We start from the raw sequence: 24,072 nt of genomic DNA, 5'->3' as shown, positions 1-24,072 counted from the left end.
CGCGAAGAGGCCGACACAAGTCCAAAGGAAACAGCCCGGCAATCAATGCCACCAGCCTCGCCCGCTCCCGCCGATCCTCCCGCAACCCCAGCGACCGGCTCATTTCACCTCCCCCAGATCGAAAGTCATGACAGGCGCAGGCTTCGATCCGACCCCGTACCAGTCCAGTTTGCGGGTCAGCACCATGAACACACCCAACAGGCCGAACAGTAACAGCGAGCCCATCAACAGTGCGTAGTCTTCGGCGCTCAACAGGCCGTAGAGCAAGGCATACAGCGCCGCCAACCCCGCCGAGAAACCCAGGCCATGGTTCACACTGCGCAGTACATGGCAGACGTAGAACCCGATCAGCAGTACACAGGCGCTGGCCGACAACAGGTACGCCGGAGCAAAGCCGATGTGCTCCGACAGTGACAGCAGCAACAGGTAGAAGAAGGCCAGCGCCACACCCACCAGAGCGTATTGGACCGGGTGCACCGCCAGACTCTTGAGCACTTCGAACAGGAAGAAGCCGGCGAACGTCAGGGCGATGAACAGCAATGCATATTTGATCGCCCGGTCGCTCTTGAGGTATTGGTCCACCGGGTCGATGAAGCTCACGCCGAAGGCACGGCTGCGAAACGTTTCACAGCTCTCGCCCGACACGCAGTTCTGCAGCGCCTCTTCAAGGTTGGTAGAGAAGAACGAGGTCTGCCAGTCGGCGCTGAAGCCTTTCTCGTTGATGTCGCGACTGACAGGCAAGTAGTTGCCGATGAAGCTCGGGTGCGGCCAATCGGCGGTCAGGTGGACCTTGCTGGTCTTGCCCACCGGCAGAATCTGCAACTCACCGGTGCCTTGCAGGCTCAGATCGAAACCGAAGGTCAGTTCGGCACTGTTCTGGGCGTTGACCATCGGCAGTGGCACATGCACCCCCTGCCCCAGCCAGCCGACCCGCGAGCCGGGCAAGAAATCCACCGACTGCTGGTTGAGTTTCAGGGTCAGTGCATTCTCGATACCACGGATGTCGCTGATGCCCACGCTCAGGTAGGGTTCGTCGAAGCGGTAATCGGCCAGATCCTTGGCGGCCAGGCCATAGCGCTCAGGCACCTTGAAGCGGCCATCGATCCGGTTCTCGGCGTGGAACAACCGCGCCTCGTAGATCCCTCGGGCACGGGTCTCGGTCCGGACCTGGCCGTCGAGTTCGAACTGCTCCGGCAGGAAATACAATTCACCACTCTGCTCGACAGTTTCCAGGAAACGCACACCAGTCTTCTCGTTGGTGTTCCAGACCCGCACATCCTTGCGAAACGGCACCACGATCATCGGTCCGATAAGCTGCTGGCTGTGGCTGGAGCTGCTGGCGATCTCCTGCAATACACCGTCGCGCAGGGATTGGCGTTCGTCGATGAGGCCGTTGATCATCAACAGCGGAATCATCAACAAGAGAATCAATAGGGCGATCATGCCCAGTTTTATGGCGAGGCTGCGGTTCATGTGGGGCTCTCCCTGTTCGAATGGGAAGAGTCTGGCGGCGCTGTGTGGGCTGTTTATGTGGGCAATGTGGAGATTGTGTGGAGACTGGAGAACCTGCGGGCTTGCTCGCGAAGGCAGTGGGTCAGTGACAACAGTGTCGACTGGTTCATCGCCTTCGCGAGCAAGCCCGCTCCCACAAGGTGTGTATTGACCGACAGATTGGCTTTCAGGGCAGCCGCAGCACCACTTCCACCCCGCCCTCGACATTGCCGATACCAAACTCACCGCCATGCAGCTGCACCACTTCCGTCACGAAGTTGAGCCCCAGGCCGGTACTCTTGCGGCCGCTGTCTGGACGCGGCAGGGAATAGAAACGTTCGCTCAGGCGCGGCAGGGCGTAGTCGGGAATCGGCTCGGCCTGATTGAACAGGCGGATCTCGATACGATTGCCGCTGCGCCCGGCACTGATGCGCAACAACCCGTTTGAAGGAGTGAAATCCAGGGCGTTGTCCAGCAGGTTGCCCAGGGCCTGGCGCAACAGAAACGCCTCGCCGGTCAGCGCCAGGTCGGCGGCGATGTGCCGCTCGACCCGCAATTGCCGGCGTTCGATCCAGCCACTACGGGCCTCCATCAGTTCCTCCAGCAACCCCGCCAGCGGCACCGCGACCTGTTCTTCCAGCCCCTGGCGCTGTTCGACCTGGGCCAGGTTGAGCAAACGCTCGATCAGCTGTTGCATGCGCACGCTTTCACTGTCGATGTTGCTGACAAAGCGTTGGTGCTGCGCGGCGGGCATGTCGCTCTGCAACAGCTCGGCGGCGCCGCGAATCGCCGCCAGCGGGCTCTTGAGTTCGTGCGTCAGGGTGTGCACGTAGCGCTCGACGTAAGCCTTGCCTTCGAGCTGCGTGCGCATGTGCTCCAGGGCGTGCGCCAGTTGTTCGAACTCGCCACCGCGATAATGCGGCACTTCCACCCGTTGCCCCTGGCTGACGGCTTGGGCATAGGCGGTCAGGCGGCGCAGCGCCGAACTGAGCCACCACGACAGCAACGCCCCCAGTACCAGGCCGAGGCCGATCAAGCCGACCCCGTAGAGCAGCAGTCGCCGTTCCGTGCGGTCGATATAAGGCTGCAGCGAGCTATTGGGCTTGGCCACGGTGACCACGCCAATGATCCGGCCGTTATCACGGATCGGCGCACCGACGTGCATCACTGAAGAACTCGGGTCATCCGCCACGCTGCGACTCGAGCGGGCGCCGTATTGACCGCGCAGGGTCAGGTAGACATCGTTCCAGCGTGAATAGTCCTGGCCCACGGCCACACCGCTGGAGTCGAGTACCACGATGCCCCTGGCATCCGTGACATAGATGCGATGGCTGACCTGGTTCTTCGGCAGGCCCCAGATCGTCGCCGCCGGTTGACGCTCGCCGTAGGCCTTGAGCAACTGTGGCCAGCGATTCTGGTTGAGGGTCCCGGCCTTGAAATCGTCCCGCAGGATCTCGGCCATCAGGTTGGCCGTGTCCACCAGGGTTTCCTCGGTGGACTGACGCACGCCGGGACGGATCTGCTCGATCACCGTGCCTAGCACGAAATACCCGGTCAGGCCGATGAACAGCACATAGACCAGAAAGATGCGGATCCCCAGCGGCATCAGCTGTGCCCCGGGCTGTAGCTGTAGCCGAGGCCACGATGGGTCTGGATCGGTTCGGCCTCGGCCCTGACCAGGCGCAACTTGGCGCGCACGCTCTTGATATGGCTGTCGATGCTGCGCTCGTAGCCGGCGTCGCTGGCCACGCCCAGGGCGTCGAGCAGTTGTTCGCGACTGAATACCCGCTCCGGTTGCTCCAGCAGACAGTTCAGCAGGCGAAACTCGTGGCGAGTGAGGTTCAGCGGTTTGCCGCGATAGTTGATCTGCACGCGATCGCTGTCCACCTGGAACAACGCCGTGCCCAGTTCCGTGGCCGGGCGAGGCGCTGGCGCTACCCGCTTGAGGATGGCGCGGACCCTGGCCGCCACCTCGCGAGGGCTGAAGGGTTTGACTACGTAATCATCGGCGCCGATCTCCAGGCCCACGACCCGGTCGATCTCACCATCCCGAGCTGTCAGAAAAATGACCGGAACGTCGCTGAAACGTCTGAGATTCTTGCAAGTCTCGAAACCGCTGATATCTGGCAGCCCTACGTCGAGGATGATCAGGTCCGCGGGGGTGTTTTTCTGGTGCTCGAGCGCGGCAACGCCAAGGCTCAGCCACGTGGTCTCGAAGCCCTCGCCTTGCAGGGCGAACACCAGCGTATCAGCGATGGCGGCTTCGTCTTCGACGATCAGAATATGAGGCATGTCTTGCGAGCCCGACAGTAAAGTTGCCGGAACGGTGCCCCAAGCCTCGGGGCACGTCAATCGGGGAAATCAGCAGTCGGGCTTGTCCGCCGTGAAACGTCGGGCCGGGTTCACCGCCGCCCCGAATTCGCGCAGGGCCTTGGCGCCGATCAGCAGCGGGTAATTGAAGCTGCTGCGGTCGGTCAGGTTGACCTCGACGGTACGCTTGACGTTACCCAGGCACAGTTCCAGGTCCACGACCGGACGTTTGGTGGGGGCGATCTTTTCGTCCTCGTCCTCATCCTCCTCGGAACGGGTCTTGATCTTGCTGATACGCGCGATCTTGTGCTCGAAGACCTTGTTGCTCGCGTCCTTGGTCGCCAGGCGGAACCGCACCCAGTCATCACCGTCGCGGGTAAACGTTTCAATGTCCTTGGCCGACAGCGAGGCGGTCAGGGCCCCGGTGTCCATCTTGGCCTTGAGCACTTCACCACCGATTTCCGGCAGCGCGATGTATTCGTAACGCCCATAAAGGGTCGGTTCGGCGGCCAGCACGGGAAGGGCCACCAGGGAAAACAGGGCGAGAAGGGATTTCATGCAATAGGGCTCCTGTGGGGGTGGTTTTTTAGACCGTGGGCGGTGGATTCGTTCGGTCTGGGCGAGGGAGCTTACTCCCGCGCAACAGCGAAGCGCCCCGATTGGGGTAATGGCAAAGCCTGTTTGGAAACCCAGCATACCGGTCAGAAGGTGAAACATTCGTCCGGCTCAATTTGGCCTGCCGCCCGAAGCTGCTTATCATGGCCCGCCCACCCGCTTGCAAGAGTCATTTATGCGCCGCCTGCTCACCGGCTGTTTCGTCACCCTGCTGCTGTTGCTCAACACCCTGGTGCTGTTCGGGCCGCTGATGGTGTTCGCGCTGCTCAAGCTGATCCTGCCCGGACGCTTTCGCGACTACGCCTCGTGGGCGGTGATGTGGATCGCCGAAACCTGGGCCGAGATCGACAAACTGATCTTCGCCCTGTGCATTCCCACCCGCTGGGATATTCGCGGTGGCGAAGGCTTGCGTGGCGATACCTCTTACCTGGTCATCAGCAATCACCAGTCATGGGTGGACATTCCCGCCCTTATCCAGGTCCTCAACCGGCGCACACCGTTCTTCAAGTTTTTCCTCAAGAGAGAGCTGATCTGGGTACCGTTCCTGGGACTGGCCTGGTGGGCGCTGGACTATCCGTTCATGAAGCGCTACACCAAGGCCTTCCTGGCGAAGAACCCGGAACTGGCCGGAAAGGATCTGGAAATCACCCGGGCGGCTTGCGAGCTGTTCAAGCGCCAGCCCGTCACCGTGGTGAACTACCTCGAAGGGACACGCTTTACCGCCGCCAAGAGCCAGCAGCAGCAATCACCCTTTGCCCACCTGCTCAAGCCCAAGGCCGGTGGCGTCGCGTTCGTGCTGGCAGCGATGGGCGAACAACTGGACGCGATCCTGGATGTGACCGTGGTGTATCCGCAGGCGCGGATTCCGGGGTTCTGGGACCTGATCAGCGGTTCTGTGCCAAGGGTCATCATCGACATCCAGACCCGCCCGCTGGACCCTGCGCTGTGGCAAGGCGATTACGAAAACGATCCCGTGTTTCGCCAGCACATCCAGAACTGGGTCAACCAGCTCTGGACCGAAAAAGACCGACGCATCGTCGCCTTGCTCGACGAGCGCCGCTGATCAGATGCCGGCACCAGTGCCCCAGATGCCACCGAGGTTCTGCAGCAATGAACCGGCCACGCCTTGCTGACCGAGGTATTGGAGGATCACCGGAGCAAACTGGCCGATCATGCCGCTGTCCATGCCCAAGGCACTGAAGGCATTGTTCAGGTCCCTGGTGTCCTTGACGTTGCCCAGCAGGCCATCGAGCAGGGCATTCTTCTGCGAACCGCCACCGAGCAGGCCACCCAGGCCATTGAGTCCACCGATGGCACTGTTGCCAGCAATCTGGTCCAGGCCCGGCACGCTTTGGCTCAGCTCGGAAAATTGCGGCTCGCTGAGACGGTTCTTTGCCAGCCCCAACATCGCGCCGGCACCGCCGATGGCTTGTTCCGGCGTGATCTTCAGCTCCGAACCCAACGTGTTGAGCAGCCCGGCGGCTTCGGGCGCGGCGGCTACGGCGCCCTCCCCCTGCTCACCCCGTCCGCCCTGCATGGCCGCCACCGCATTGGCCGCATCACTGAGGCTGAACTGCGCGAAGACCGGACCGGCCGCCAGCGACAGCAGACAGGACAGTGCGAAACCGCGTGAAACCTTCATTGCGAACGCCCTCTTGAACCATGAAAAAGCCGCCCGATAAGGGCGGCATAAAATCGTGGATTGGACTGAGGAGGGCCAGGATCGTTCCGCGTGCCCACATGCCAGTCATCGCCGAAAGCGCTATGAACGGCTCCGCATATTCTGAATGGACATAAAAAACTGTCAGGATTGACAGTAGCCCGATCGGCGCCAATGACGACCATGTTCTATTGGAGCCAATGGAGCCTGGACATGAAAATTACGCTGACGGGATGCACGTGGTTACTTCTATTGTTTATCGACCATATCAGGGCCGGCGAAATAACCTGTCCTGCCATTGCGAATATCACTGAACACATCAAACCCTGGGAGGTTAAGTCCATCGAAGTGCAGGATGAACGAGAGTGGGCAAGTCAGAGCGTCATTAACATGGACGATCCGGCATCCATGAAACTCAACGGCGCCGAGTTTGCTCTCCATGACATTGACGCCCCAACAACACCGGGCAGTACGACCCTCACTTGCGCATACGCATCCGTCAACCTGGCGCTGCAGTATCTTCAGATACAGCCGCCTGTTTCAGCGTGGACGAATCGGCGCTGCGAAAATCTTGCCCTTGAGGTGTGCAAGCTCATTGGTGCTGACGACTTCAACCTGAGTTTCTGATTGATCTATCGCTTAGCCGCCGCAGGCAGATGACCCGGAGTCCGCTGATACCGTACAGTGCGCCTCCCTCTGAAGAGTTTGCCTATGGACATAAAAATTGGTGGCGCCACCCTCGCGGTGATCCTGGCGGGCATGCTGATCGCGCTAGGTATCAACGAATGCCTGAGAGGGCCGCTGAATCCGGAATTGGCCGATGGTGTCAGCGAGGAGCAGAAGACCTGGCTGACCATCGAGCACCGCATCAAGCGCTACGACCCGTCCCTGACCGCGGTCACCCGCGACCAGCAAACGCTTACCGTGACTTATCGCCCGGGCGCCGCCGGGACCGACGAGGGTTGGGTTCCCCGGCTGTTACGCGTTGTTGGTCATGGACTCGCCGCACTGAATGACGCCCCCGGGGGCAAGCAGTACGCCCAAGTGACAGTCAAGGCTCGACTCCTTGCCGACGACGACGTTGAACTGGTTTACGACATGCGAGGATTCGATGGGATCAAGACCCAAAGGGATGGCTATATCACCTTCGCCAGCGCACCTGGAAGCCTCACATTCGACAGGGATGCGCTGACCCAGGCCCAGCATGAATGTCAGGACACGAATGTCTGGGGTTTCTACCCCGACTTCTGCGAGCGGGTCAAAACGGCAACCGTAACCCAGCCTTGAAGTGGATTATCCATCCCTGACAGGAAATGGAACGGACACTTGGATATAAAAACGAGCGAGCCTATTTCTTATCGGCCTTGAGTGCTGTCAGCTCTGACAGTAGGCGAGGGTCTGTCTATCGATGAACATCCGGGCTGTAACCAAGTAACGGAGTACATCGAATGTGCAAAATAATCCTCACCGGCGTGCTTTTGACAATGGGGCTGATAGGTAATGCCCATGCCGCGGATATCGGATCCTGTCCAGAAGTCAGCGATATCAAATCAACGCCTTACACGGATCCGGACCTTCCGCCCCCTCATGGTGAAGGCTTCCAATACACGGCCCCGGGTGGCTGGACGGGTCAGGTGTCATCAACTGCCGATGACTTCCTGGATCCCAGGTATGAGCTGAAGGCAGAGAAAATCTCTGACAATGGAAAGGTCTGCGACTACGGCGGAAAAGATGTTGTTATAGGCAACGAAAAGTCGACGCCCTATTTAAGATTGAAGAAAGAATAGCGCCAGCACCATCACCCTTCGAATAGCGGAGTACCTGTTATGGACAAGTTGATACTTGCCGGTATGTTTGCGCTGCTGGCTTTACCTGGCCTTGTGCACGCCTCGACGATCGCATCATGCCCTCAGCCGGGCACTATAAAGTCTTCTCATGCGTCGTCATCCTATCCGCCTCCACATAATGAAGGCTTCAAATACACCGCGACCGATGCAAACGGAGGCACTTGGTCGGGGTCACAATTTCAATCCAACTCAGACGACTTCCTGAGCCACAATCTCAAAGCAGTCTCCATTTCCCCCACGGGGGACACCTGCCAATACAGGGGCAATCCCCAGGAAGACAATCAGGGCAACGTGATCTATACCCGAGAGCTGACCCTGACCAAAGACAAATAAATCGCAAATAAAAAGGGCGACATCACTGTCGCCCTTTTTCCGTCTTGCCTACAGCCTTACGCCGCGCTGAACAGCTTGTGCGGGTCGATCACGAATTTCTTCGGTACACCGGCGTCGAACTCGCCGTAGCCTTTCGGCGCGTCGTCCAGGCTGATCACCTGTACGCCGACGATTTCCGCGATGTTGATGCGGTCCCACATGATCGCCTGCATCAGCGCGCGGTTGTACTTCATCACCGGAGTCTGGCCGGTGTGGAAGCTGTGGGACTTGGCCCAGCCGAGGCCGAAGCGGATGCTCAGGGCACCGATCTTGGCGGCGGCATCGACCGCGCCCGGATCTTCGGTGACGTACAGGCCAGGGATACCGATCTTGCCGGCGACACGGGTCACTTGCATCAGGGAGTTGAGCACGGTGGCCGGAGCCTCCTGCTTGACACCTTCATGGCCATGACCACGGGCTTCGAAGCCCACGGCGTCGACAGCGCAGTCAACTTCCGGCTCGCCCAGCAGGTTAGCGATCTGCTCATGCAGCGGGGTGTCCTTGGACAGGTCGGCAATTTCGAAACCCTGGGCCTTGGCGTGAGCCAGGCGAACCGGGTTGACATCGCCGACGATGACCACTGCCGCGCCCAGCAGACGAGCAGAAGCCGCAGCAGCAAGGCCGACCGGACCGGCACCCGCGATGTACACGGTGCTGCCAGGCCCCACGCCGGCAGTCACTGCGCCGTGGTAACCGGTAGGCAGGATGTCGGACAGACAGGTCAGGTCGCGGATTTTCTCCATGGCCTTGTCACGGTCCGGCAGTTTCAGCAGGTTGAAGTCAGCATATGGCACCAGCACGTATTCGGCCTGGCCGCCGGTCCAGTCACCCATGTCGACATAGCCGTAGGCGCCACCGGCACGGGCCGGGTTGACGGTCAGGCAGACGCCGGTGTGCTGTTCCTTGCAGGAACGGCAACGACCGCACGCGACGTTGAACGGTACCGACACAAGATCACCGATCTTCAGGTTCTCGACGTCGCTGCCCTTCTCGATCACTTCACCGGTGATCTCGTGACCCAGGACCAGGCCGGTCTGGGCGGTGGTACGGCCGCGCACCATGTGTTGGTCGGAGCCGCAGATGTTGGTGGATACCACGCGCAGGATGACGCCGTGCTCGATCTTTCTGCCACGCGGGTCCTGCATTTTTGGATAGTCGATCTTCTGTACTTCGACCTTGCCGTTGCCGAGATAGACGACACCACGATTACCGGACATGCTTTCACCTCGCTGTTGTTTTTGTGGAACTGCGTCACCCAGGCAGGCAGCGCGTTTGTGCTCGGATTAGTACTGGGATTATCAAAGAAGAACTGCTCGCCAACGGGCCCCAGAGCGCCGCCAAGCATCTAAAGAACGACAGTACGATTGGCGTTCAGGAAAACCCGCCGTTCAATGTGGTATCCCACGGCCCGGGCCAATGTGAGCCCTTCGATATCCCGCCCCTTGGCAATCAGGTCCTCGGGGTAATGACTGTGGTCCACCACCTCCACGCCCTGGGCGATGATCGGGCCTTCGTCCAGGTCGTTATTGATGTAGTGCGCCGTGGCACCGACCAGCTTCACGCCTTTGTTGTAGGCCTGGTGATACGGTTTCGCGCCCTTGAAGCCAGGCAGCAGGGAGTGGTGGATGTTGATCGCCTTGCCGTCGAGCTTGCGACACAGCTCCGGCGACAGCACCTGCATGTAGCGGGCGAGGATCACCAGCTCGGCGCCGGTGTCTTCGATCACCTGCCACACCTGCCGCTCCTGGGCCGGCTTGTCGTTCGGGTCCAGGGGAAAATGGTAGTAGGGAATCTGGTGCCAGTCGGCCAGCGGCTTGAGGTCCGGGTGATTGGACACCACCGCGACCACGTCCATGGACAACTGGCCAATGCGCTGGCGGTAGAGCAAATCGTTGAGGCAGTGATCGGCCTTGGACACCATGATCACCACTTTCGGCCGGTAGTTGGGCGGCGTCAGTTCGAAGACCATGCCAAAGGCTTCGGCGCGCCCGGCCAGGCCGGTACGGAAATCCTGCTCGTCGAAACCATCGGGTTGGCGAAATTCCACACGAATGAAGAAACGTCCCGAAAGCCGGTCGTCGAAGGAGTGGTGCTCGGTGACATAGCAGCCCTGCTCGAACAGAAAGCGAGTCACCGCGTCCACAGTGCCGAGCACGCTGGGGCAGTCGGCAGTCAAAATCCATGTATCCGGGGCGCGGCTCATTCGTGATACTCCTCTGATCGTTCCCACGCTCTGCGTGGGAATGCCGCCATGGACGCTCTGCGTCCGCCTTTGGGGACGCCGAGCGTCCCGGGATGCGTTCCCACGCAGAGCGTGGGAACGATCAACTCAAGTCAGGCCTGTACGCTCAAGCCATACTCAGCCGACGCATCCTGCAGCCACAGCCACCAGTAATCGGAGAAGCTGCGACGGATCAGCAGTTCCCAGGTGTTTTCAGCGGTGTGGCGGATCACCAGTTGCGACTTGGCGAACACTGTGCCCACGGCCTTGCCTACCGGGAAGTTGCTTGGATGTACATCGTAGCTGGTGGATTTCATCAGCACATCGCGCACATTCGGACCGGACAGTTCGAGGATCTGCTGGCCGCCGCTGACGTTGACGATCTGGATGTGCAGGTCGCCCAGGGCTTCACGCAGTTTCTTTTCGGCGGCGAACTCTTCACCAGTCGGCACGACCAGCAGCCATTCATCCGGCCCCATCCATTGCAAACTGGTCTCACCCTTGACGATCACGCTCAACGCGCCCGGCAATTCGATGCCCAGGGCCTTGTGCACGCCCGCGGCAAATGCCGCATCGTGGCCATCGCCACGGATGGTCAGGTGACCCAGGAGTTTTTTCTCGCGCACGGTCACGCCGGCGTTCTTGCGCCCCTTGCCCACCAGGCTGGCGAGGTCGGCATGATGCAACGACGACTCGGCTTTGGCCCCGGTGGTTGGGCGTTGTTGGTAAACATTGGCTGCTGTCATATAGCACCTGTCTTGAGTTGATCGTTCCCACGCTCTGCGTGGGAATGCCGCCATGGACGCTCTGCGTCCGCTTTGGGACGCGGAGCGTCCCGGGATGCATTCCCACGCGGAGCGTGGGAACGATCAGGTATCAAATATTCTGCCGATCGCCCTTCGGATCGAAGAACACCGAAGAAACGATCTCTGCCTCGATCACGCTGCCATCGGCCTGCGGCGAGAAAACCCGCTCACCGATGCGCTTCAGGCCGCCCTTGACCACACCCATGGCGAACGAATAGCCCAGGGAGTTGTGCGCGTAGCTGGAGGTCACGTGGCCCACCATGGTCATCGGGATCGCCTGCTTGGGGTTGAAGACCAGTTGCGCGCCTTCCGGCAGCCAGACATTCGGGTCGATGGGCTTGAGGCCCACCAGTTGCTTGCGGTTTTCACGCACGCAATCTTCACGGTTCATGCCACGCCAGCCGATCCACGAGAACGGTTTGGTACGGCCCACGCACCAGCCCATGTTCAGGTCATCCGGGGTCATCGAGCCGTCGGTGTCCTGGCCGACGATGATGAAGCCTTTCTCGGCCCGCAATACGTGCATGGTTTCAGTGCCGTACGGGGTCAGGTTGTACTTCTTGCCGGCCTCGACGATCTTCTCGAGCACGCCCATGGCGTAGTCGGCCTGCACGTTGATTTCGTACGACAGTTCGCCGGTGAACGAAATCCGGAACACCCGCGCCGGTACGCCAGCCACCAGGCCTTCTTTCCAGGTCATGAACGGGAAGCCGTCACGATCCAGGTCGATGTCGGTGACTTCGCTCAACAGTTTGCGGCTGTTGGGCCCCGACAAGGTCATGGTTGCCCAGTGGTCGGTGACCGAGGTGAAGTACACCTTCAGGTCCGGCCATTCGGTCTGCTGGTAGATCTCCAGCCATTGCAGCACACGGGCCGCGCCGCCGGTGGTGGTGGTCATGATGAAATGGTTGTCGGCGACACAGGCGGTCACGCCGTCGTCGAACACCATGCCATCTTCCTTGCACATCAGGCCGTAGCGAGCCTTGCCCACGTCGAGCTTGGTCCAGGCGTTGGTATAGATGCGGTTGAGGAACTCACGGGCGTCCGGGCCCTGGATGTCGATCTTGCCCAGGGTCGAGGCGTCCAGCAGGCCGACGCTTTCGCGCACGGCCTTGCATTCACGCTTGACCGCGGCATGCATGTCTTCGCCGTTCCTTGGGAAGTACCAAGGGCGCTTCCACTGGCCGACGTCTTCGAACTCGGCGCCGTTCTTCACGTGCCAGGCATGCAGCGCGGTGAAGCGAACCGGCTCGAAGATGTGCCCGCAGTGCCGACCGGCCACCGCGCCGAATGTCACCGGCGTGTAGTTCGGACGGAACATGGTGGTGCCCATCTGCGGGATGCTCACGTTCAGCGAACGGGCCGCGATGGCCAGGCCGTTGACGTTGCCCAGCTTGCCCTGGTCGGTACCGAAGCCCAGTGCGGTATAGCGCTTGACGTGCTCCACCGACTCGAAGCCTTCGCGGGTAGCGAGCTCGATAGCGGCGGCGGTGACGTCGTTCTGCAGGTCGACGAACTGCTTCGGCGCCCGTGCGGTAGCTTTTTCGTGCGGCACCTGGAACAGCGCCAGGGTTGGCTCTTCGTGGCGGCTCAGGGCTTTAGGCAGCACCCCTTCCACGGTTTTGAAACCGGCTTCGCTGGCCGCGCGTGCGCCGCCCTCGAAACCATCGGCCAGGGTATCGCCAAGGCTGTAGACGCCATTCACGCCGCCGACACATACGCGTTTCTGCGGTGCTTCGCCCGGTACGAAACCGAGGATGTCTTCACGCCAGATCGGCTTGCCGCCCAGGTGCGAAGCCAGGTGGACCACCGGGCTGTAGCCGCCGGAGCTGGCGACCAGGTCGCAGTCCAGCCATTCGCCGGGGCTGGTGACTTTTTGTCCGCGCACATCGATCGCGGCGACGCGGGCAGCGGTCACGCGCTTGCTGCCACGGGCCTCGATCACGGCGCTGCCGGTGAGGATGCGGATGCCTTTGGCGCGGGCTTCTTCCACCAGCGCGCCGCGTGGGTTGCTGCGGGCATCGGCGACGGCGACGACTTGCAGGCCGGCGTCGAACCAGTCCAGCGCAACGCGATAGGCGTGGTCGTTGTTGGTGGACAGCACCAGCTTCTTGCCCGGTGCCACGCCGTAGCGACGCACGTAGGTAGAGACCGCACCGGCCAGCATGTTGCCAGGCACGTCGTTGTTGCCGTAGACCAGCGGACGCTCGCAAGCACCGGTGGCCAGTACTACGCGCTTGGCGCGAACGCGGTTGATGCGTTGACGCACCTGGCCGATCGGCGCGCGGTCACCGAGGTGGTCGGTGAGGCGTTCGTGGATGGTCAGGAAGTTGTGGTCGTGGTAACCGTTCACCGTGGCACGTGGCAACAGCAATACGTCCGGCATCGAACGCAGCTCAGCCACCACCGCCGCGACCCACTCGGTCGCCGGCTTGCCGTCCAGGCTCTCGCGGGAATCGAGCAGGCTGCCGCCGAACTCTTCCTGCTCGTCAGCCACGATCACCCGTGCACCGCTGCGACCGGCGGCCAAAGCGGCGGCCAGGCCCGCAGGGCCGGCACCGACGATCAGCACGTCGCAGTGACGGTTCATGTAGTCGTAGGTATCCGGATCGTTCTCGGTCGGCGAGCGACCCAGGCCGGCGGCCTTGCGGATGTACTTTTCGTAAGTCATCCAGAACGATTGCGGGTACATGAAGGTTTTGTAGTAGAAGCCCGGCGGCATCATCTTGCCGCCGACCTTGCCGAGAATACCCATCACGTCGTTGTTCACGCTCGGCCAGCCGTTGGTGCTGGTGGCGACCAGACCCTGGTACAGCGCCTGTTGCGTGGCACGCACGTTAGGAATCTGCGTGGCTTCGGTGGCGCCGATCTGCAGCACCGCGTTCGGCTCTTCCGCACCGGCGGCGAAGATGCCCCGTGGACGGGAATACTTGAAACTGCGACCAATGATGTCGACGCCGTTGGCCAGCAGTGCAGCGGCCAGGGTATCGCCTTCGAAGCCTTTGTAGGTCTGGCCGTTGAAGGTGAAGCTCAGTACTTTGTTGCGGTCGATCCGTCCGCCGTTGGACAGGCGATTGATCTGGCTCATACCTTCTCTCCCAGAGCCTGTGCGGCCGCTTTCGGACTGTCAGCCTTGTCAGTGAATTGCGGCTTTTGGCCGATCTTGTAGGTTTCCAGGATCTCGTAGGTCACGGTGTCGCGGGTCGCATTGAAGTACTGGCGGCAACCGGCAGCGTGGATCCACAACTCATGGTGCAGGCCGCGAGGGTTGTCGCGGAAGAACATGTAGTCGCCCCACTCCTCGTCGGTGCAGCTGTTCGGGTCCAGTGGACGCGGGATGTGCGCCTGGCCGGACGAATGGAATTCCTCTTCGGAGCGCAGTTCGCCGCAGTGAGGACAGAAGATGTGCAACATAGGGATTTCTCCTGTTAGTGGGCGACGGCAGCAGCGCCATGTTCGTCGATGAGCGCACCGTTGTGGAAACGGTCGATGGAAAACGGTGCGGCCAGTGGGTGCATTTCACCCTTGGCCAGGCTGGCGGCAAACACGTTGCCCGAGCCCGGGGTAGCCTTGAAGCCACCGGTACCCCAACCGCAGTTGAAGAACATGTTCGGCACCGGCGTCTTGGAGATGATCGGGCAGGCGTCCGGCGTGGTGTCGACGATACCGCCCCACTGACGGTTCATGCGCACCCGCGAAAGCACCGGGAACATCTCGACGATGGCCTGGATGGTGTGTTCGATCACCGGGTACGAACCGCGCTGGCCGTAGCCGACCCAGCCGTCGATACCGGCGCCGATCACCAGGTCGCCCTTGTCGGACTGGCTGATGTAACCGTGTACGGCGTTGGACATGATCACACTGTCAATGATCGGCTTGATCGGCTCCGACACCAGCGCTTGCAGCGGGTGGGACTCGATCGGCAGGCGGAAGCCGGCCAGCTTGGCCATGTGCCCCGAGTTACCGGCGGTCACCACGCCGACGCGCTTGGCGCCGATGAAGCCCTTGTTGGTTTCCACACCGATGCACACGCCGTTTTCCTTGCGGAAACCGATCACTTCGGTCTGCTGGATCAAGTCCACACCGAGGGCATCGGCGGCACGGGCAAAGCCCCAGGCCACGGCATCGTGACGGGCCACGCCGCCGCGACGCTGGACGGTCGCGCCCAGCACCGGGTAGCGGGTGTTCTTCGAGCAGTCCAGGTACGGGATCTCGTCGGCCACTTGCTTGGCGTTGAGCAGCTCACCGTCCACGCCGTTGAGGCGGTTGGCGTTGACCCGACGCTCGGAGTCGCGGATGTCCTGCAGGGTGTGGCACAGGTTGTACACACCGCGCTGGGAGAACATCACGTTGTAGTTCAGGTCCTGGGACAGGCCTTCCCAGAGTTTCATCGCATGTTCGTACAGGTGGGCCGATTCGTCCCACAGGTAGTTGGAGCGCACGATGGTGGTGTTGCGCGCGGTGTTACCGCCGCCCAGCCAGCCTTTCTCGACCACGGCCACGTTGGTGATGCCGTGCTCCTTGGCCAGGTAGTAGGCGGTCGCCAGACCATGCCCGCCACCACCGACGATAACCACGTCGTAGACCTTTTTCGGTGTCGGCGTACGCCACATCCGCTGCCAGTTTTCATGATGGCTGAGAGAGTGCTTGAAGAGGCCGAAGCCCGAATAGCGTTGCATAGTCATTACTCCAAAACCGACTCAGCGATAAACCGGGAAGTCCGCGCACAGGGCTGCCACTTGCTGGGCGACATTGGCCTCGACATCGGCGTCGCCGAGGTTGTCGAGGATGTCGCAGATCCAGCCGGCCAGCGTCACGCACTGGGAAACCTTGAAACCACGGGTGGTCACCGCCGGAGTACCGATGCGCAGGCCCGACGTTACGAATGGCGACTGCGGGTCGTTCGGCACTGCGTTCTTGTTGACAGTGATGTGAGCGCGACCCAGGGCGGCATCGGCGTCCTTGCCGGTCAGGCCCTGACGGATCAGGCTGACCAGGAACAGGTGGTTATCGGTGCCGCCGGACACTACATCGTAGCCGCGCTTGATGAACACGCCAGCCATGGCCTGGGCGTTTTCGATCACTTGCTGCTGGTAGGCCTTGAAGCCAGGCTCCAGCGCTTCCTTGAAGCACACCGCCTTGCCGGCGATCACGTGCATCAGCGGGCCGCCCTGAGCGCCCGGGAATACTGCGGCGTTGAGCTTCTTCTCGATTTCTTCGTTGGACTTGGCCAGGATCAGGCCGCCACGCGGACCACGCAGGGTCTTGTGGGTGGTGGTGGTGACCACGTCGGCGTAAGGCAGTGGGTTCGGGTACAGACCGGCGGCCACCAGGCCAGCGACGTGGGCCATGTCGACGAACAGCAAGGCACCGACCTTGTCGGCGATTGCACGGAAACGTGGGAAATCCAGGGTCTTGGAGTAAGCCGAGAAACCGGCCACGATCATTTTCGGTTTGTGCTCGACCGCCAGGCGCTCGACTTCGTCGTAGTCGATCAAGCCGGTGGTGGTGTCGATGCCATACTGCACGGCGTTATAGAGCTTGCCCGAGGACGACACTTTAGCGCCGTGGGTCAGGTGACCGCCGTGGGCCAGGCTCATGCCCAGGATGGTGTCGCCAGCTTGCAGCAAGGCCAGGTACACGGCGCTGTTGGCCGAAGAACCGGAGTGCGGCTGGACGTTGGCGTAATCGGCGCCGAACAGTTGCTTGGCGCGCTCGATGGCCAGGGCCTCGACCTTGTCGACGTGTTCGCAGCCACCGTAGTAGCGCTTGCCTGGATAACCTTCGGCGTATTTGTTGGTCAGCCCGCTGCCCTGGGCCTGCATGACACGCTTGCTGGTGTAGTTCTCTGACGCGATCAGTTCGATGTGATCTTCCTGGCGTTGCTCTTCGGCGTTCATCGCCGCCAGCAGTGCATCATCGTAACCTTGGATTTGGTCTTGCTTGCTGAACATCGCGTCTCTCCCAGCGGCGTCGGTACGCCTTTTTGTCTTGGTGAGGCACCGCCCGTTCGACAGTGCCCTTTGGATGCGATGGTATGGCTGGCGCAGGCAGGTCAAATGCCTATGGACGCCACGCAAAGGCGCGTTTACGACATGGCATATGACGCAATCATTGTGGCGAGGGGATTTATCCCCACTGGGGCGCGAAGCGGCCCTGAAACCAGACGTCTGCGTGTGTGATATTGATTGAGTTGGGCGCTTTTGGGGCTGCTCCGCAACCCAGCGGGGATAAATCCCCTCGCCACAGCGCCCTGGGTAACACGCGCTACGCGGCGATCAGGCGGATCGCGAGTAACACCAGGAAGTGCCCGGGATACAGGGCATACGCCCAGCGCCGCATCGCCGGTGGATGACAATGCCCCGCCCGGCGCAAGAGCAACAGCCCGAGCCCTGGCGCAAACAGGCAAGCCAGCATGCCCCATACCGCCACCTCATTCCCCAGCCACGCGGCGCCATAGAGCACCCGCCACTGGTTGGCCGCCAGGCACACCAGCCCAGGCAACCATGCGAAGTACCAGGGCCGACGAAACACCAGCAACATCGCCAGGGGCAGCAGCACGCCAAAGAAACCGAACATCAGTCGTGAAGCACACAGTGCCGCCAGCAGCAACGCCCCCAACGCCAGGCATCGGGCCTCCCATTGCGGCACCTGCCAGCCGCGCGCCACCAGCAGCCCCAGGATCAGCGTCGGCAATACATTCAACGTGGAGGGATCAGGGATGAACAGTCGATAAGGGATTTCACTGATCGCGCTGAACAGCAACAGCCAGCCCAGATAACGCCAAGGCATGACACCGACCCCGTCCCGGACCAGGTTTGCCGCCATCGCCAGACAGAACCCAGGGAACGCCAGGCGTCCCGGCACATAGAGCCAATCGGCGGAAAAACCGACATATCGCAGATGATCGAGCACCATCACCAACAAAGCCAGCCATTTGAGCAGATCCAAGGCCCCGTCACGCCGGTTCATGTGCACAGTCGTTCGGCGACTTTGTGATTTCCTGACAGAAACATCCGGTGTGTTCCCCCACTAATCTTGGGTAAAGTGCGCACCAATATCGACCACGGCGCCGTTGATCAAACACGCCGAACCATGAAACTCCCCACCCGGGAGTTTCTGCCAGGGATCTTTACCCAGGACCTCTACTCCAGGAGCAAGGCCATGACCGACAAGAGTCAACAGTTCGCCAGCGACAACTATTCCGGCATTTGTCCCGAAGCCTGGGCTGCCATGGAAGAAGCCAACCAGGGCCACCAACGCGCCTACGGTGACGATGAATGGACCCATCGGGCGGCGGACGATTTCCGCACCCTGTTCGAAACCGACTGCGAAGTGTTCTTCGCGTTCAACGGCACCGCGGCCAACTCCCTGGCGCTGTCCTCGCTGTGCCAGAGTTACCACAGCGTGATCTGCTCGGAAACCGCCCACGTCGAAACCGACGAATGCGGCGCACCGGAATTCTTTTCCAACGGCTCCAAGCTACTGCTGGCACGTACTGAAAACGGCAAGCTGACGCCTGACTCGATCCGTGAAATCGCCCTCAAACGCCAGGACATCCACTATCCAAAGCCCCGGGTCGTGACCCTGACCCAGGCAACGGAAGTCGGCAGCATCTATACCCCGGACGAAATCCGCGCCATCAGCAATACCTGCAAGGAGCTGGGGCTGAACCTGCATATGGACGGCGCGCGGTTTTCCAATGCCTGTGCCTTCCTCGGCTGCTCACCGGCAGACCTGACCTGGAAAGTGGGCGTGGACGTGTTGTGCTTCGGCGGCACCAAAAACGGCATGGCGGTGGGTGAAGCCATTCTGTTCTTCAACCACGACCTGGCAGTGGACTTCGACTACCGCTGCAAACAGGCCGGGCAATTGGCATCGAAAATGCGCTTCCTCTCCGCCCCCTGGGTCGGCCTGCTGCAAAACGACGCCTGGCTCAAGCATGCCCGCCATGCCAACCACTGCGCCCAACTGCTGGCACAATTGGTCAGCGACATCCCTGGCGTGGAACTGATGTTCCCGGTCCAGGCCAACGGCGTATTCCTGCAACTCTCGGAACCCGCCATCGCCGCCCTCACGGCACGGGGCTGGCGCTTCTACACCTTCATCGGCAAGGGCGGCGCACGGTTCATGTGCTCGTGGGATACCGAAGAAGCGCGGGTAAGGGAATTGGCGGCGGATATTCGGGAAGTGATGAGCGCCTGAGGCCTGGCGCCTGGCCTGCTGATCATTCCCACGCTCTGCGTGGGAATGCCTCCACGGACGCTCCGCGTTCGGCCTGCAAACGAACTCGCCAGATCATTGATGACCTGCGGAGCAAAGGCGCAGAGCGAGCGCTGCAACGCCTGAGGTTCAGCAAGCGGGCACATAAGCAGGACCGGGTATATCAGCTTTGGCAGGAAGGCTCACATGCTGAGCAGATTCATAGCGAAACGGTCATGCGCCAAAAGCTGGATTACATCCACTTCAACCCGGTGAAGCGTGGGTATGTGGAATTACCGGAACATTGGCGGTATTCCAGTGCGCGCAATTATGCGGGGATGGAAGGCTTGATCGAGATTCAACGATGGTAGCGTGCAGACGGCTGGGAAGCTGGGACGCGGATCGTCCCTGGCGGCATTCCCACGCGGAGCGTGGGAACGATCAGCACAATACCTGCCACCTCGTTCCCCACGCTCTGCGTGGGAATGCATCTCGGGACGCTCCGCGTTCCGGTTTCAGCGCCCCATGCGATCGACTCAGAACTCGATCCGCACATCCCCTTTCGGCACACTGCAGCACGACAGGATATAGCCTTCGGCCTCGTCGTCCTCGGTGATCCCGCCGTTATGGTCCATCTCCACTTCCCCACCCAGCTTCAACACCTTGCAGGTGCCGCAGATGCCCATGCCGCAGGCCTTGGGGATCATCATGCCGAGCTTGGCGGCGGCGGCGTGTACAGTCTCTCCCGGAGCCACGCGGATACTCTTGCCGGAGGAGGTGAATTCCACCAGGTGCAGGTCCGCAGCATCGACCTCGGGGGCATCGGCGGCTTGCTCGGCCTGTTCAACCGCGTCGGCGCGGGCTTCCGGCGGCGTGGCGCCGAAGGATTCCTCGTGATAACGCTTCATGTCGAAGCCGGCGGCTTCCAGCAGGCGCTTGACCGCGTTCATGTACGGCGTCGGGCCGCAGCAGAACACTTCGCGCTCCATGAAGTCTGGCGCCATCAGCTCCAGCATCTTGTGGTTCAGGTAGCCGCGATAGCCGGCCCAGGGTTCGCCCAGGCCATGCTTTTCACAGATCAGGTGCAGGCTGAAGTTGTCGATCCGCGACGCCATGTGTTCCAGCTCGCGGTGATAGATGATGTCCTTGGGCGAACGGGCGCTGTGAATGAACACCATGTCGACGTTGCCGTTGGTGTCGTAGTACCAGCGCGCCATGGACATGACCGGGGTGATGCCGACACCGCCGCTGAGGTAAAGCACCTTCGGGGCAGAGAAGTCGATGGCATTGAACAACCCCACCGGCCCGTGCACGGCCAGTTCCTGGCCTTCGTGCAGGGTGTCGTGCAGCCAATTGGAAACCTTGCCCCCCGGCACGCGCTTGATGGTCACCGAAAAACTGTAGGGCACCGACGGCGAGCTGGAAATGGTATAGGAGCGCATGACCTGCTGGCCTTCGATTTCCAGCTCCAGGGTGACGAACTGCCCGGGCTTGAAAAAGAACATGATCGGCTGGTCGGCCATGAAACAGAATGTGCGCACATCCCAGGTTTCCTGGATGACTTTGACGCAACGCACGATATGTCGGCCATTGGCCCAGGTCTGGGTGGTGACCGGGTTCAGGAAATTATTGGACATGCTGATCTCCACGGCCGACTGTCGGCCTTCATGGTTGTGATTGTGCTCAGGCGCCGAAACAGCCATTTACCTATTCGCGACATTCACATACTTATCGCGACCAGCCCCTAACTACCGGCTCTGGCGCGTCGGGAACAGATTGGGCCATGTCGCCCATGGATAAGGTTCCAGCCCGGCGCGGCCCCACACTCGCCCCAACAGACAAACAACGTTTTCTGCCTTGCGTAGCACAACCGATTAGCCATATTTCGCCGGCCACACAGATGGCCATGAGGATAAAACGATGGACGTGACCACAACCCTGAGCCTGGGCGATCCACTGGAACCCGCACGCAAGGCCACCGTGCAGATGCTGCAGGAGCGCGAGCGCACCTATTCGCTGCCGCAGCCATTCTATAGCGACGAGCGCCTGTTCGACATCGACATGCAGGAGATCTTCCAGAAGGAATGGCTGATCGCCGGCATGACCTGCGAGATCCCGGCCAAGGGCAACTACCTGACCCTGCAAGTAGGCAAGAATCCGATCATCGTGATCCGCGGCGCTGATGGTGTGGTCCACGCTTTCCACAACGTCTGCCGTCACCGTGGCTCGCGCCTGTGCACCAGCGACAAGGGCAAGGTCGCCAAGCTGGTCTGCCATTACCACCAATGGACCTACGAGCTGGACGGTCGCCTGCTGTTCGCCGGCACCGAAATGGGCGCCGACTTCGACATGAAGCAGTACGGCCTCAAGCCGGTGAACGTGAAAACCGCCGGCGGCTACATCTTCATCAGCCTGGCAGAGAATCCGCCGGCCATCGATGATTTCCTGTCGACCCTGGCCCATTACATGGAGCCCTACGACATGGAAAACACCAAGGTGGCGGTGCAAACCACCTTGATGGAAAAGGCCAACTGGAAACTGGTGTTGGAAAACAACCGCGAGTGCTACCACTGCGGCGGCTCGCACCCGGAATTGCTCAAGACCCTGCTGGAATGGGACGACGTCACCGATCCGCGCGCCGACCAGGCGTTCAAGGACCACGTGGCCGCTTCCGCCGCCGCCTGGGAAGCCGAGAAGATCCCTTACGCCCACGCCAGCTTCGGCCTGCGTAACCGCATCGTGCGCATGCCGCTGCTCAAGGGCACCGTGTCGATGACCATGGACGGCAAGCAGGGCTGCGCCAAACTGATGGGCCGCATCAAGAACCCGGACCTGGGCTCGATGCGTATCCTGCACCTGCCGCACTCTTGGAACCACTGCATGGGCGACCACATCATCGTGTTCACCGTGTGGCCGATCAGCGCCCAGGAAACCATGGTTACCACCAAGTGGATCGTGCACAAAGACGCGGTCGAAGGCGTGGACTACGACGTGGCGCGCATGCGCGAAGTCTGGGACGCCACCAACGACCAGGACCGTCGCCTGGCCGAGGAAAACCAGCGCGGCATCAACTCCACGGCCTACCAGCCGGGCCCATACTCCAAGACCTATGAGTTTGGCGTGGTCAACTTCGTGGACTGGTACAGCGGCCGCATGCTGAACAACCTGGGCGCCGAGCCTGCGCCGTACCTCAAGGGCATCAAGGTCCAGGCCTAAAAGCAAAAGCTTCGCGAGCAAGCCCGCTCCCACACCGGACTGATGTGGGAGCGGGCTTGCTCGCGAAAGCGGCTTAAGCAGCACCGATCACTTCGAAGACCACCGCACCGACCCATCCTCGCCATAGAACGTCTCTTCGATGTTCTCCCCCACCAGCCGCACCTTCACATACCCATTCAATACTCGCTCCGGATACACCTCATCCCCGGCCAGTTCCGTTTCCGACCACAATACCCGCGCATGCCCGTTCAGTTCGCTGGTGGTGCCATAGGGAATCGCCCCATGCCCGGCGCAACGTGCGTGCAATCCGCCCTGGGTGGCGTAGCAGATACCGTTGTGCAGGTGACCCCAGTACCAGTAATCCGGCTCACGGCCCAGTGCATCGCACACCGGTTGGTATAGCGCGGTCTTGTTGTGCCCGGAAATATCGAACCCCTGGTGGTGACTGAGCACCATCAGCTTCTTGCGCTTGGGCAGGCTTTTCATCCAGTCGATCTGCTGGCTGTTGAGCGTGCCGTCCATGTACAGGTTCATGGCGTCCGAGGCGTAGGCGCTGTCGAGGCCGACCACCAGCCAGTCGTCGTTGTACAAGGCGAAGTAACTGGTGCCCTGCTGTCCCGGAAAGCGCTTGGCCAGCTCCTTGAAATAGCCATGGGCACCGCTGTACATCTCGTGGTTGGAATTGAGGGTGAACGAGCCATGTTTGCCCTGGGGCCAGCCGACCATGTCAACATCCTCCTGGGAATGTGAACCGGCGTAGTAGACATCCCCCAGGTGAATGGTGAAATCAGCCTGGGCCAGTTGCATCTGATTGGCCACCGCCACCGCCGGGGCGTGGCTGTCGAACGGTCCGGTGCCCCAGTCGCCAGCGATGGCCAGCACCACGTCGCTGTCCATTTTCACCAGTGCCGGCGTGGTGCCGAACGTCGCGTGGTGGCGCAGGTTCTCGATCCACTTGAGCAGCGCCTCGCTCCACAACAGATCCAACAGCTCCCATTTGCGACAGCCCAGCAACGTGCCGTCCTTGAGTACCCGGGTCGGCAACTCGTCCTCGCTTTGCGGCAAGGGCTTGGCGTTGCCGATCTTCAGAATCGACAGGCCGTGGGCCAGTTCCCACGGCACCGCCGGTTCGTCGTCCGGCAGGTCGCCATGCTCGATCACGTGCCGGGCCTGGTCGTGACCGCGTTGCAACAGCTTGACGATGGCCTCGAACTCCTCGGGTTCCAGGTCATTGACGAGTTTTTTCCAGGACATCTCCAGCCGCGTGACCAACCCATGCAGGCGGACCTTGACCTTGTCGATCTCATGTTCCCAATGGTGCAGTAATGACAT

At 61.1% G+C, this 24,072-nt stretch carries 22 protein-coding genes and 1 pseudogene; 8 read left to right on the top strand and 15 right to left on the bottom strand.

Translation table 11 applies throughout. The features are described from left to right. Positions 1-99: 99 nt before the first annotated feature. The 4 genes from creD to FBX99_RS19615 all read right to left on the bottom strand — a co-directional run bounded on the left by creD (position 100) and on the right by FBX99_RS19615 (position 4,359). Complete coding sequence (gene creD, locus FBX99_RS19630; RefSeq protein ID WP_144926475.1) at positions 100-1,473, bottom strand: cell envelope integrity protein CreD; 1,374 nt, start codon at positions 1,471-1,473, stop codon at positions 100-102. A 205-nt stretch (positions 1,474-1,678) separates the two neighbouring features. Further along, entirely contained in the window at positions 1,679-3,097 is a 1,419-nt protein-coding gene (creC, locus tag FBX99_RS19625; RefSeq protein WP_144926472.1) for a two-component system sensor histidine kinase CreC, read from the bottom strand. Then, entirely contained in the window at positions 3,097-3,783 is a 687-nt protein-coding gene (creB, locus tag FBX99_RS19620; protein ID WP_047702340.1) for a two-component system response regulator CreB, read from the bottom strand. The genes creC and creB overlap by 1 nt, the downstream gene beginning before the upstream one ends. A 69-nt stretch (positions 3,784-3,852) precedes the next feature. After that, a complete protein-coding gene (locus FBX99_RS19615; protein ID WP_144926469.1) occupies positions 3,853-4,359 on the bottom strand; it encodes an ATP-dependent zinc protease in 507 nt (168 codons plus the stop codon). A gap of 232 nt (positions 4,360-4,591) precedes the next feature. Here FBX99_RS19615 and FBX99_RS19610 point away from each other — a divergent pair, with 232 nt between their 5' ends. Then, entirely contained in the window at positions 4,592-5,479 is an 888-nt protein-coding gene (locus tag FBX99_RS19610; RefSeq protein WP_144926466.1) for an acyltransferase, read from the top strand. On the opposite strand, the gene FBX99_RS19605 is transcribed toward FBX99_RS19610, so the two are convergent. Next, positions 5,480-6,058, bottom strand: a complete 579-nt coding sequence (locus FBX99_RS19605; protein ID WP_144926463.1) for a DUF2780 domain-containing protein — start codon at positions 6,056-6,058, stop codon at positions 5,480-5,482. Positions 6,059-6,289: 231 nt separating this feature from the next. Between FBX99_RS19605 and FBX99_RS19600 the strand changes: the two genes are divergently transcribed. From FBX99_RS19600 to FBX99_RS19585, 4 genes are all read left to right on the top strand, one after another. After that, positions 6,290-6,703, top strand: a complete 414-nt coding sequence (locus FBX99_RS19600; protein ID WP_144926460.1) for a DUF3757 domain-containing protein — start codon at positions 6,290-6,292, stop codon at positions 6,701-6,703. A gap of 84 nt (positions 6,704-6,787) precedes the next feature. Next, complete coding sequence (locus FBX99_RS19595) at positions 6,788-7,363, top strand: hypothetical protein (RefSeq protein ID WP_145132581.1); 576 nt, start codon at positions 6,788-6,790, stop codon at positions 7,361-7,363. A gap of 161 nt (positions 7,364-7,524) precedes the next feature. Then, positions 7,525-7,863, top strand: a complete 339-nt coding sequence (locus FBX99_RS19590) for a hypothetical protein (RefSeq protein ID WP_178112008.1) — start codon at positions 7,525-7,527, stop codon at positions 7,861-7,863. A 39-nt stretch (positions 7,864-7,902) separates the two neighbouring features. After that, a complete protein-coding gene (locus FBX99_RS19585; RefSeq protein ID WP_144926454.1) occupies positions 7,903-8,256 on the top strand; it encodes a hypothetical protein in 354 nt (117 codons plus the stop codon). A 56-nt stretch (positions 8,257-8,312) separates the two neighbouring features. On the opposite strand, the gene fdhA is transcribed toward FBX99_RS19585, so the two are convergent. The 8 genes from fdhA to FBX99_RS19545 form a co-directional block, all read right to left on the bottom strand. Continuing rightward, positions 8,313-9,512 carry a formaldehyde dehydrogenase, glutathione-independent gene (fdhA, locus tag FBX99_RS19580; protein WP_145132580.1) on the bottom strand — a complete coding sequence of 400 codons (1,200 nt, stop codon included), beginning with the start codon at positions 9,510-9,512 and terminating at the stop codon, positions 8,313-8,315. Positions 9,513-9,640: 128 nt separating this feature from the next. After that, positions 9,641-10,498: a formyltetrahydrofolate deformylase gene (gene purU, locus FBX99_RS19575; protein ID WP_144926451.1), complete on the bottom strand. Its 858-nt coding sequence runs from the start codon at positions 10,496-10,498 to the stop codon at positions 9,641-9,643. 131 nt (positions 10,499-10,629) lie between these two features. Next, positions 10,630-11,262, bottom strand: a complete 633-nt coding sequence (locus FBX99_RS19570) for a sarcosine oxidase subunit gamma (RefSeq protein ID WP_144926448.1) — start codon at positions 11,260-11,262, stop codon at positions 10,630-10,632. Between the two features lie 130 nt (positions 11,263-11,392). Beyond that, positions 11,393-14,410 (bottom strand): sarcosine oxidase subunit alpha, encoded by a 3,018-nt coding sequence (locus tag FBX99_RS19565; protein ID WP_145132577.1) that lies wholly within the window; start codon positions 14,408-14,410, stop codon positions 11,393-11,395. Next, entirely contained in the window at positions 14,407-14,736 is a 330-nt protein-coding gene (locus tag FBX99_RS19560) for a sarcosine oxidase subunit delta (protein WP_024779445.1), read from the bottom strand. Before FBX99_RS19560 ends, FBX99_RS19565 begins: the two co-directional genes overlap by 4 nt. 14 nt (positions 14,737-14,750) lie before the next feature. Next, on the bottom strand, positions 14,751-16,001 hold the full coding sequence (locus tag FBX99_RS19555; protein WP_144926441.1) for a sarcosine oxidase subunit beta family protein: 1,251 nt from the start codon (positions 15,999-16,001) through the stop codon (positions 14,751-14,753). 21 nt (positions 16,002-16,022) lie between these two features. Continuing rightward, entirely contained in the window at positions 16,023-17,276 is a 1,254-nt protein-coding gene (gene glyA, locus FBX99_RS19550) for a serine hydroxymethyltransferase (protein ID WP_047702350.1), read from the bottom strand. 313 nt (positions 17,277-17,589) lie between these two features. Continuing rightward, positions 17,590-18,294 carry a TraX family protein gene (locus FBX99_RS19545; protein ID WP_145132575.1) on the bottom strand — a complete coding sequence of 235 codons (705 nt, stop codon included), beginning with the start codon at positions 18,292-18,294 and terminating at the stop codon, positions 17,590-17,592. Between the two features lie 192 nt (positions 18,295-18,486). On the opposite strand from FBX99_RS19545, the gene FBX99_RS19540 reads away from it, so the two are divergent. Beyond that, positions 18,487-19,527 carry a low specificity L-threonine aldolase gene (locus FBX99_RS19540; protein ID WP_144926435.1) on the top strand — a complete coding sequence of 347 codons (1,041 nt, stop codon included), beginning with the start codon at positions 18,487-18,489 and terminating at the stop codon, positions 19,525-19,527. A gap of 86 nt (positions 19,528-19,613) precedes the next feature. Further along, a pseudogene (locus FBX99_RS29240) lies at positions 19,614-19,895 on the top strand (transposase); the annotation flags it as partial. Between the two features lie 165 nt (positions 19,896-20,060). On the opposite strand, the gene gbcB reads toward FBX99_RS29240, so the two are convergent. Next, positions 20,061-21,161: a glycine-betaine demethylase subunit GbcB gene (gene gbcB, locus FBX99_RS19530; RefSeq protein ID WP_144926432.1), complete on the bottom strand. Its 1,101-nt coding sequence runs from the start codon at positions 21,159-21,161 to the stop codon at positions 20,061-20,063. A 283-nt stretch (positions 21,162-21,444) separates the two neighbouring features. Between gbcB and gbcA the strand changes: the two genes are divergently transcribed. Next, positions 21,445-22,740, top strand: a complete 1,296-nt coding sequence (gene gbcA, locus FBX99_RS19520) for a glycine-betaine demethylase subunit GbcA (protein WP_047702354.1) — start codon at positions 21,445-21,447, stop codon at positions 22,738-22,740. Positions 22,741-22,827: 87 nt separating this feature from the next. Here the strand turns inward: gbcA and FBX99_RS19515 are convergent, their stop codons facing one another. After that, positions 22,828-24,072 carry a metallophosphoesterase gene (locus FBX99_RS19515; RefSeq protein WP_144926429.1) on the bottom strand — a complete coding sequence of 415 codons (1,245 nt, stop codon included), beginning with the start codon at positions 24,070-24,072 and terminating at the stop codon, positions 22,828-22,830.

Source organism: Pseudomonas sp. SJZ074 (assembly GCF_007828215.1).
Lineage (GTDB): Bacteria > Pseudomonadota > Gammaproteobacteria > Pseudomonadales > Pseudomonadaceae > Aquipseudomonas.
This window is presented reverse-complemented; position numbering and strand designations above follow the sequence as displayed.

Coding starts and splice junctions, on each gene's coding strand:
- creD (WP_144926475.1), bottom strand. CDS start 1,473: ATGAACCGCAGCCTCGCCATAAAACTGGGCATGATCGCCCTATTGATT.
- creC (WP_144926472.1), bottom strand. CDS start 3,097: ATGCCGCTGGGGATCCGCATCTTTCTGGTCTATGTGCTGTTCATCGGC.
- creB (WP_047702340.1), bottom strand. CDS start 3,783: ATGCCTCATATTCTGATCGTCGAAGACGAAGCCGCCATCGCTGATACG.
- FBX99_RS19615 (WP_144926469.1), bottom strand. CDS start 4,359: ATGAAATCCCTTCTCGCCCTGTTTTCCCTGGTGGCCCTTCCCGTGCTG.
- FBX99_RS19610 (WP_144926466.1), top strand. CDS start 4,592: ATGCGCCGCCTGCTCACCGGCTGTTTCGTCACCCTGCTGCTGTTGCTC.
- FBX99_RS19605 (WP_144926463.1), bottom strand. CDS start 6,058: ATGAAGGTTTCACGCGGTTTCGCACTGTCCTGTCTGCTGTCGCTGGCG.
- FBX99_RS19600 (WP_144926460.1), top strand. CDS start 6,290: ATGAAAATTACGCTGACGGGATGCACGTGGTTACTTCTATTGTTTATC.
- FBX99_RS19595 (WP_145132581.1), top strand. CDS start 6,788: ATGGACATAAAAATTGGTGGCGCCACCCTCGCGGTGATCCTGGCGGGC.
- FBX99_RS19590 (WP_178112008.1), top strand. CDS start 7,525: ATGTGCAAAATAATCCTCACCGGCGTGCTTTTGACAATGGGGCTGATA.
- FBX99_RS19585 (WP_144926454.1), top strand. CDS start 7,903: ATGGACAAGTTGATACTTGCCGGTATGTTTGCGCTGCTGGCTTTACCT.
- fdhA (WP_145132580.1), bottom strand. CDS start 9,512: ATGTCCGGTAATCGTGGTGTCGTCTATCTCGGCAACGGCAAGGTCGAA.
- purU (WP_144926451.1), bottom strand. CDS start 10,498: ATGAGCCGCGCCCCGGATACATGGATTTTGACTGCCGACTGCCCCAGC.
- FBX99_RS19570 (WP_144926448.1), bottom strand. CDS start 11,262: ATGACAGCAGCCAATGTTTACCAACAACGCCCAACCACCGGGGCCAAA.
- FBX99_RS19565 (WP_145132577.1), bottom strand. CDS start 14,410: ATGAGCCAGATCAATCGCCTGTCCAACGGCGGACGGATCGACCGCAAC.
- FBX99_RS19560 (WP_024779445.1), bottom strand. CDS start 14,736: ATGTTGCACATCTTCTGTCCTCACTGCGGCGAACTGCGCTCCGAAGAG.
- FBX99_RS19555 (WP_144926441.1), bottom strand. CDS start 16,001: ATGCAACGCTATTCGGGCTTCGGCCTCTTCAAGCACTCTCTCAGCCAT.
- glyA (WP_047702350.1), bottom strand. CDS start 17,276: ATGTTCAGCAAGCAAGACCAAATCCAAGGTTACGATGATGCACTGCTG.
- FBX99_RS19545 (WP_145132575.1), bottom strand. CDS start 18,294: ATGAACCGGCGTGACGGGGCCTTGGATCTGCTCAAATGGCTGGCTTTG.
- FBX99_RS19540 (WP_144926435.1), top strand. CDS start 18,487: ATGACCGACAAGAGTCAACAGTTCGCCAGCGACAACTATTCCGGCATT.
- gbcB (WP_144926432.1), bottom strand. CDS start 21,161: ATGTCCAATAATTTCCTGAACCCGGTCACCACCCAGACCTGGGCCAAT.
- gbcA (WP_047702354.1), top strand. CDS start 21,445: ATGGACGTGACCACAACCCTGAGCCTGGGCGATCCACTGGAACCCGCA.
- FBX99_RS19515 (WP_144926429.1), bottom strand. CDS start 24,072: ATGTCATTACTGCACCATTGGGAACATGAGATCGACAAGGTCAAGGTC.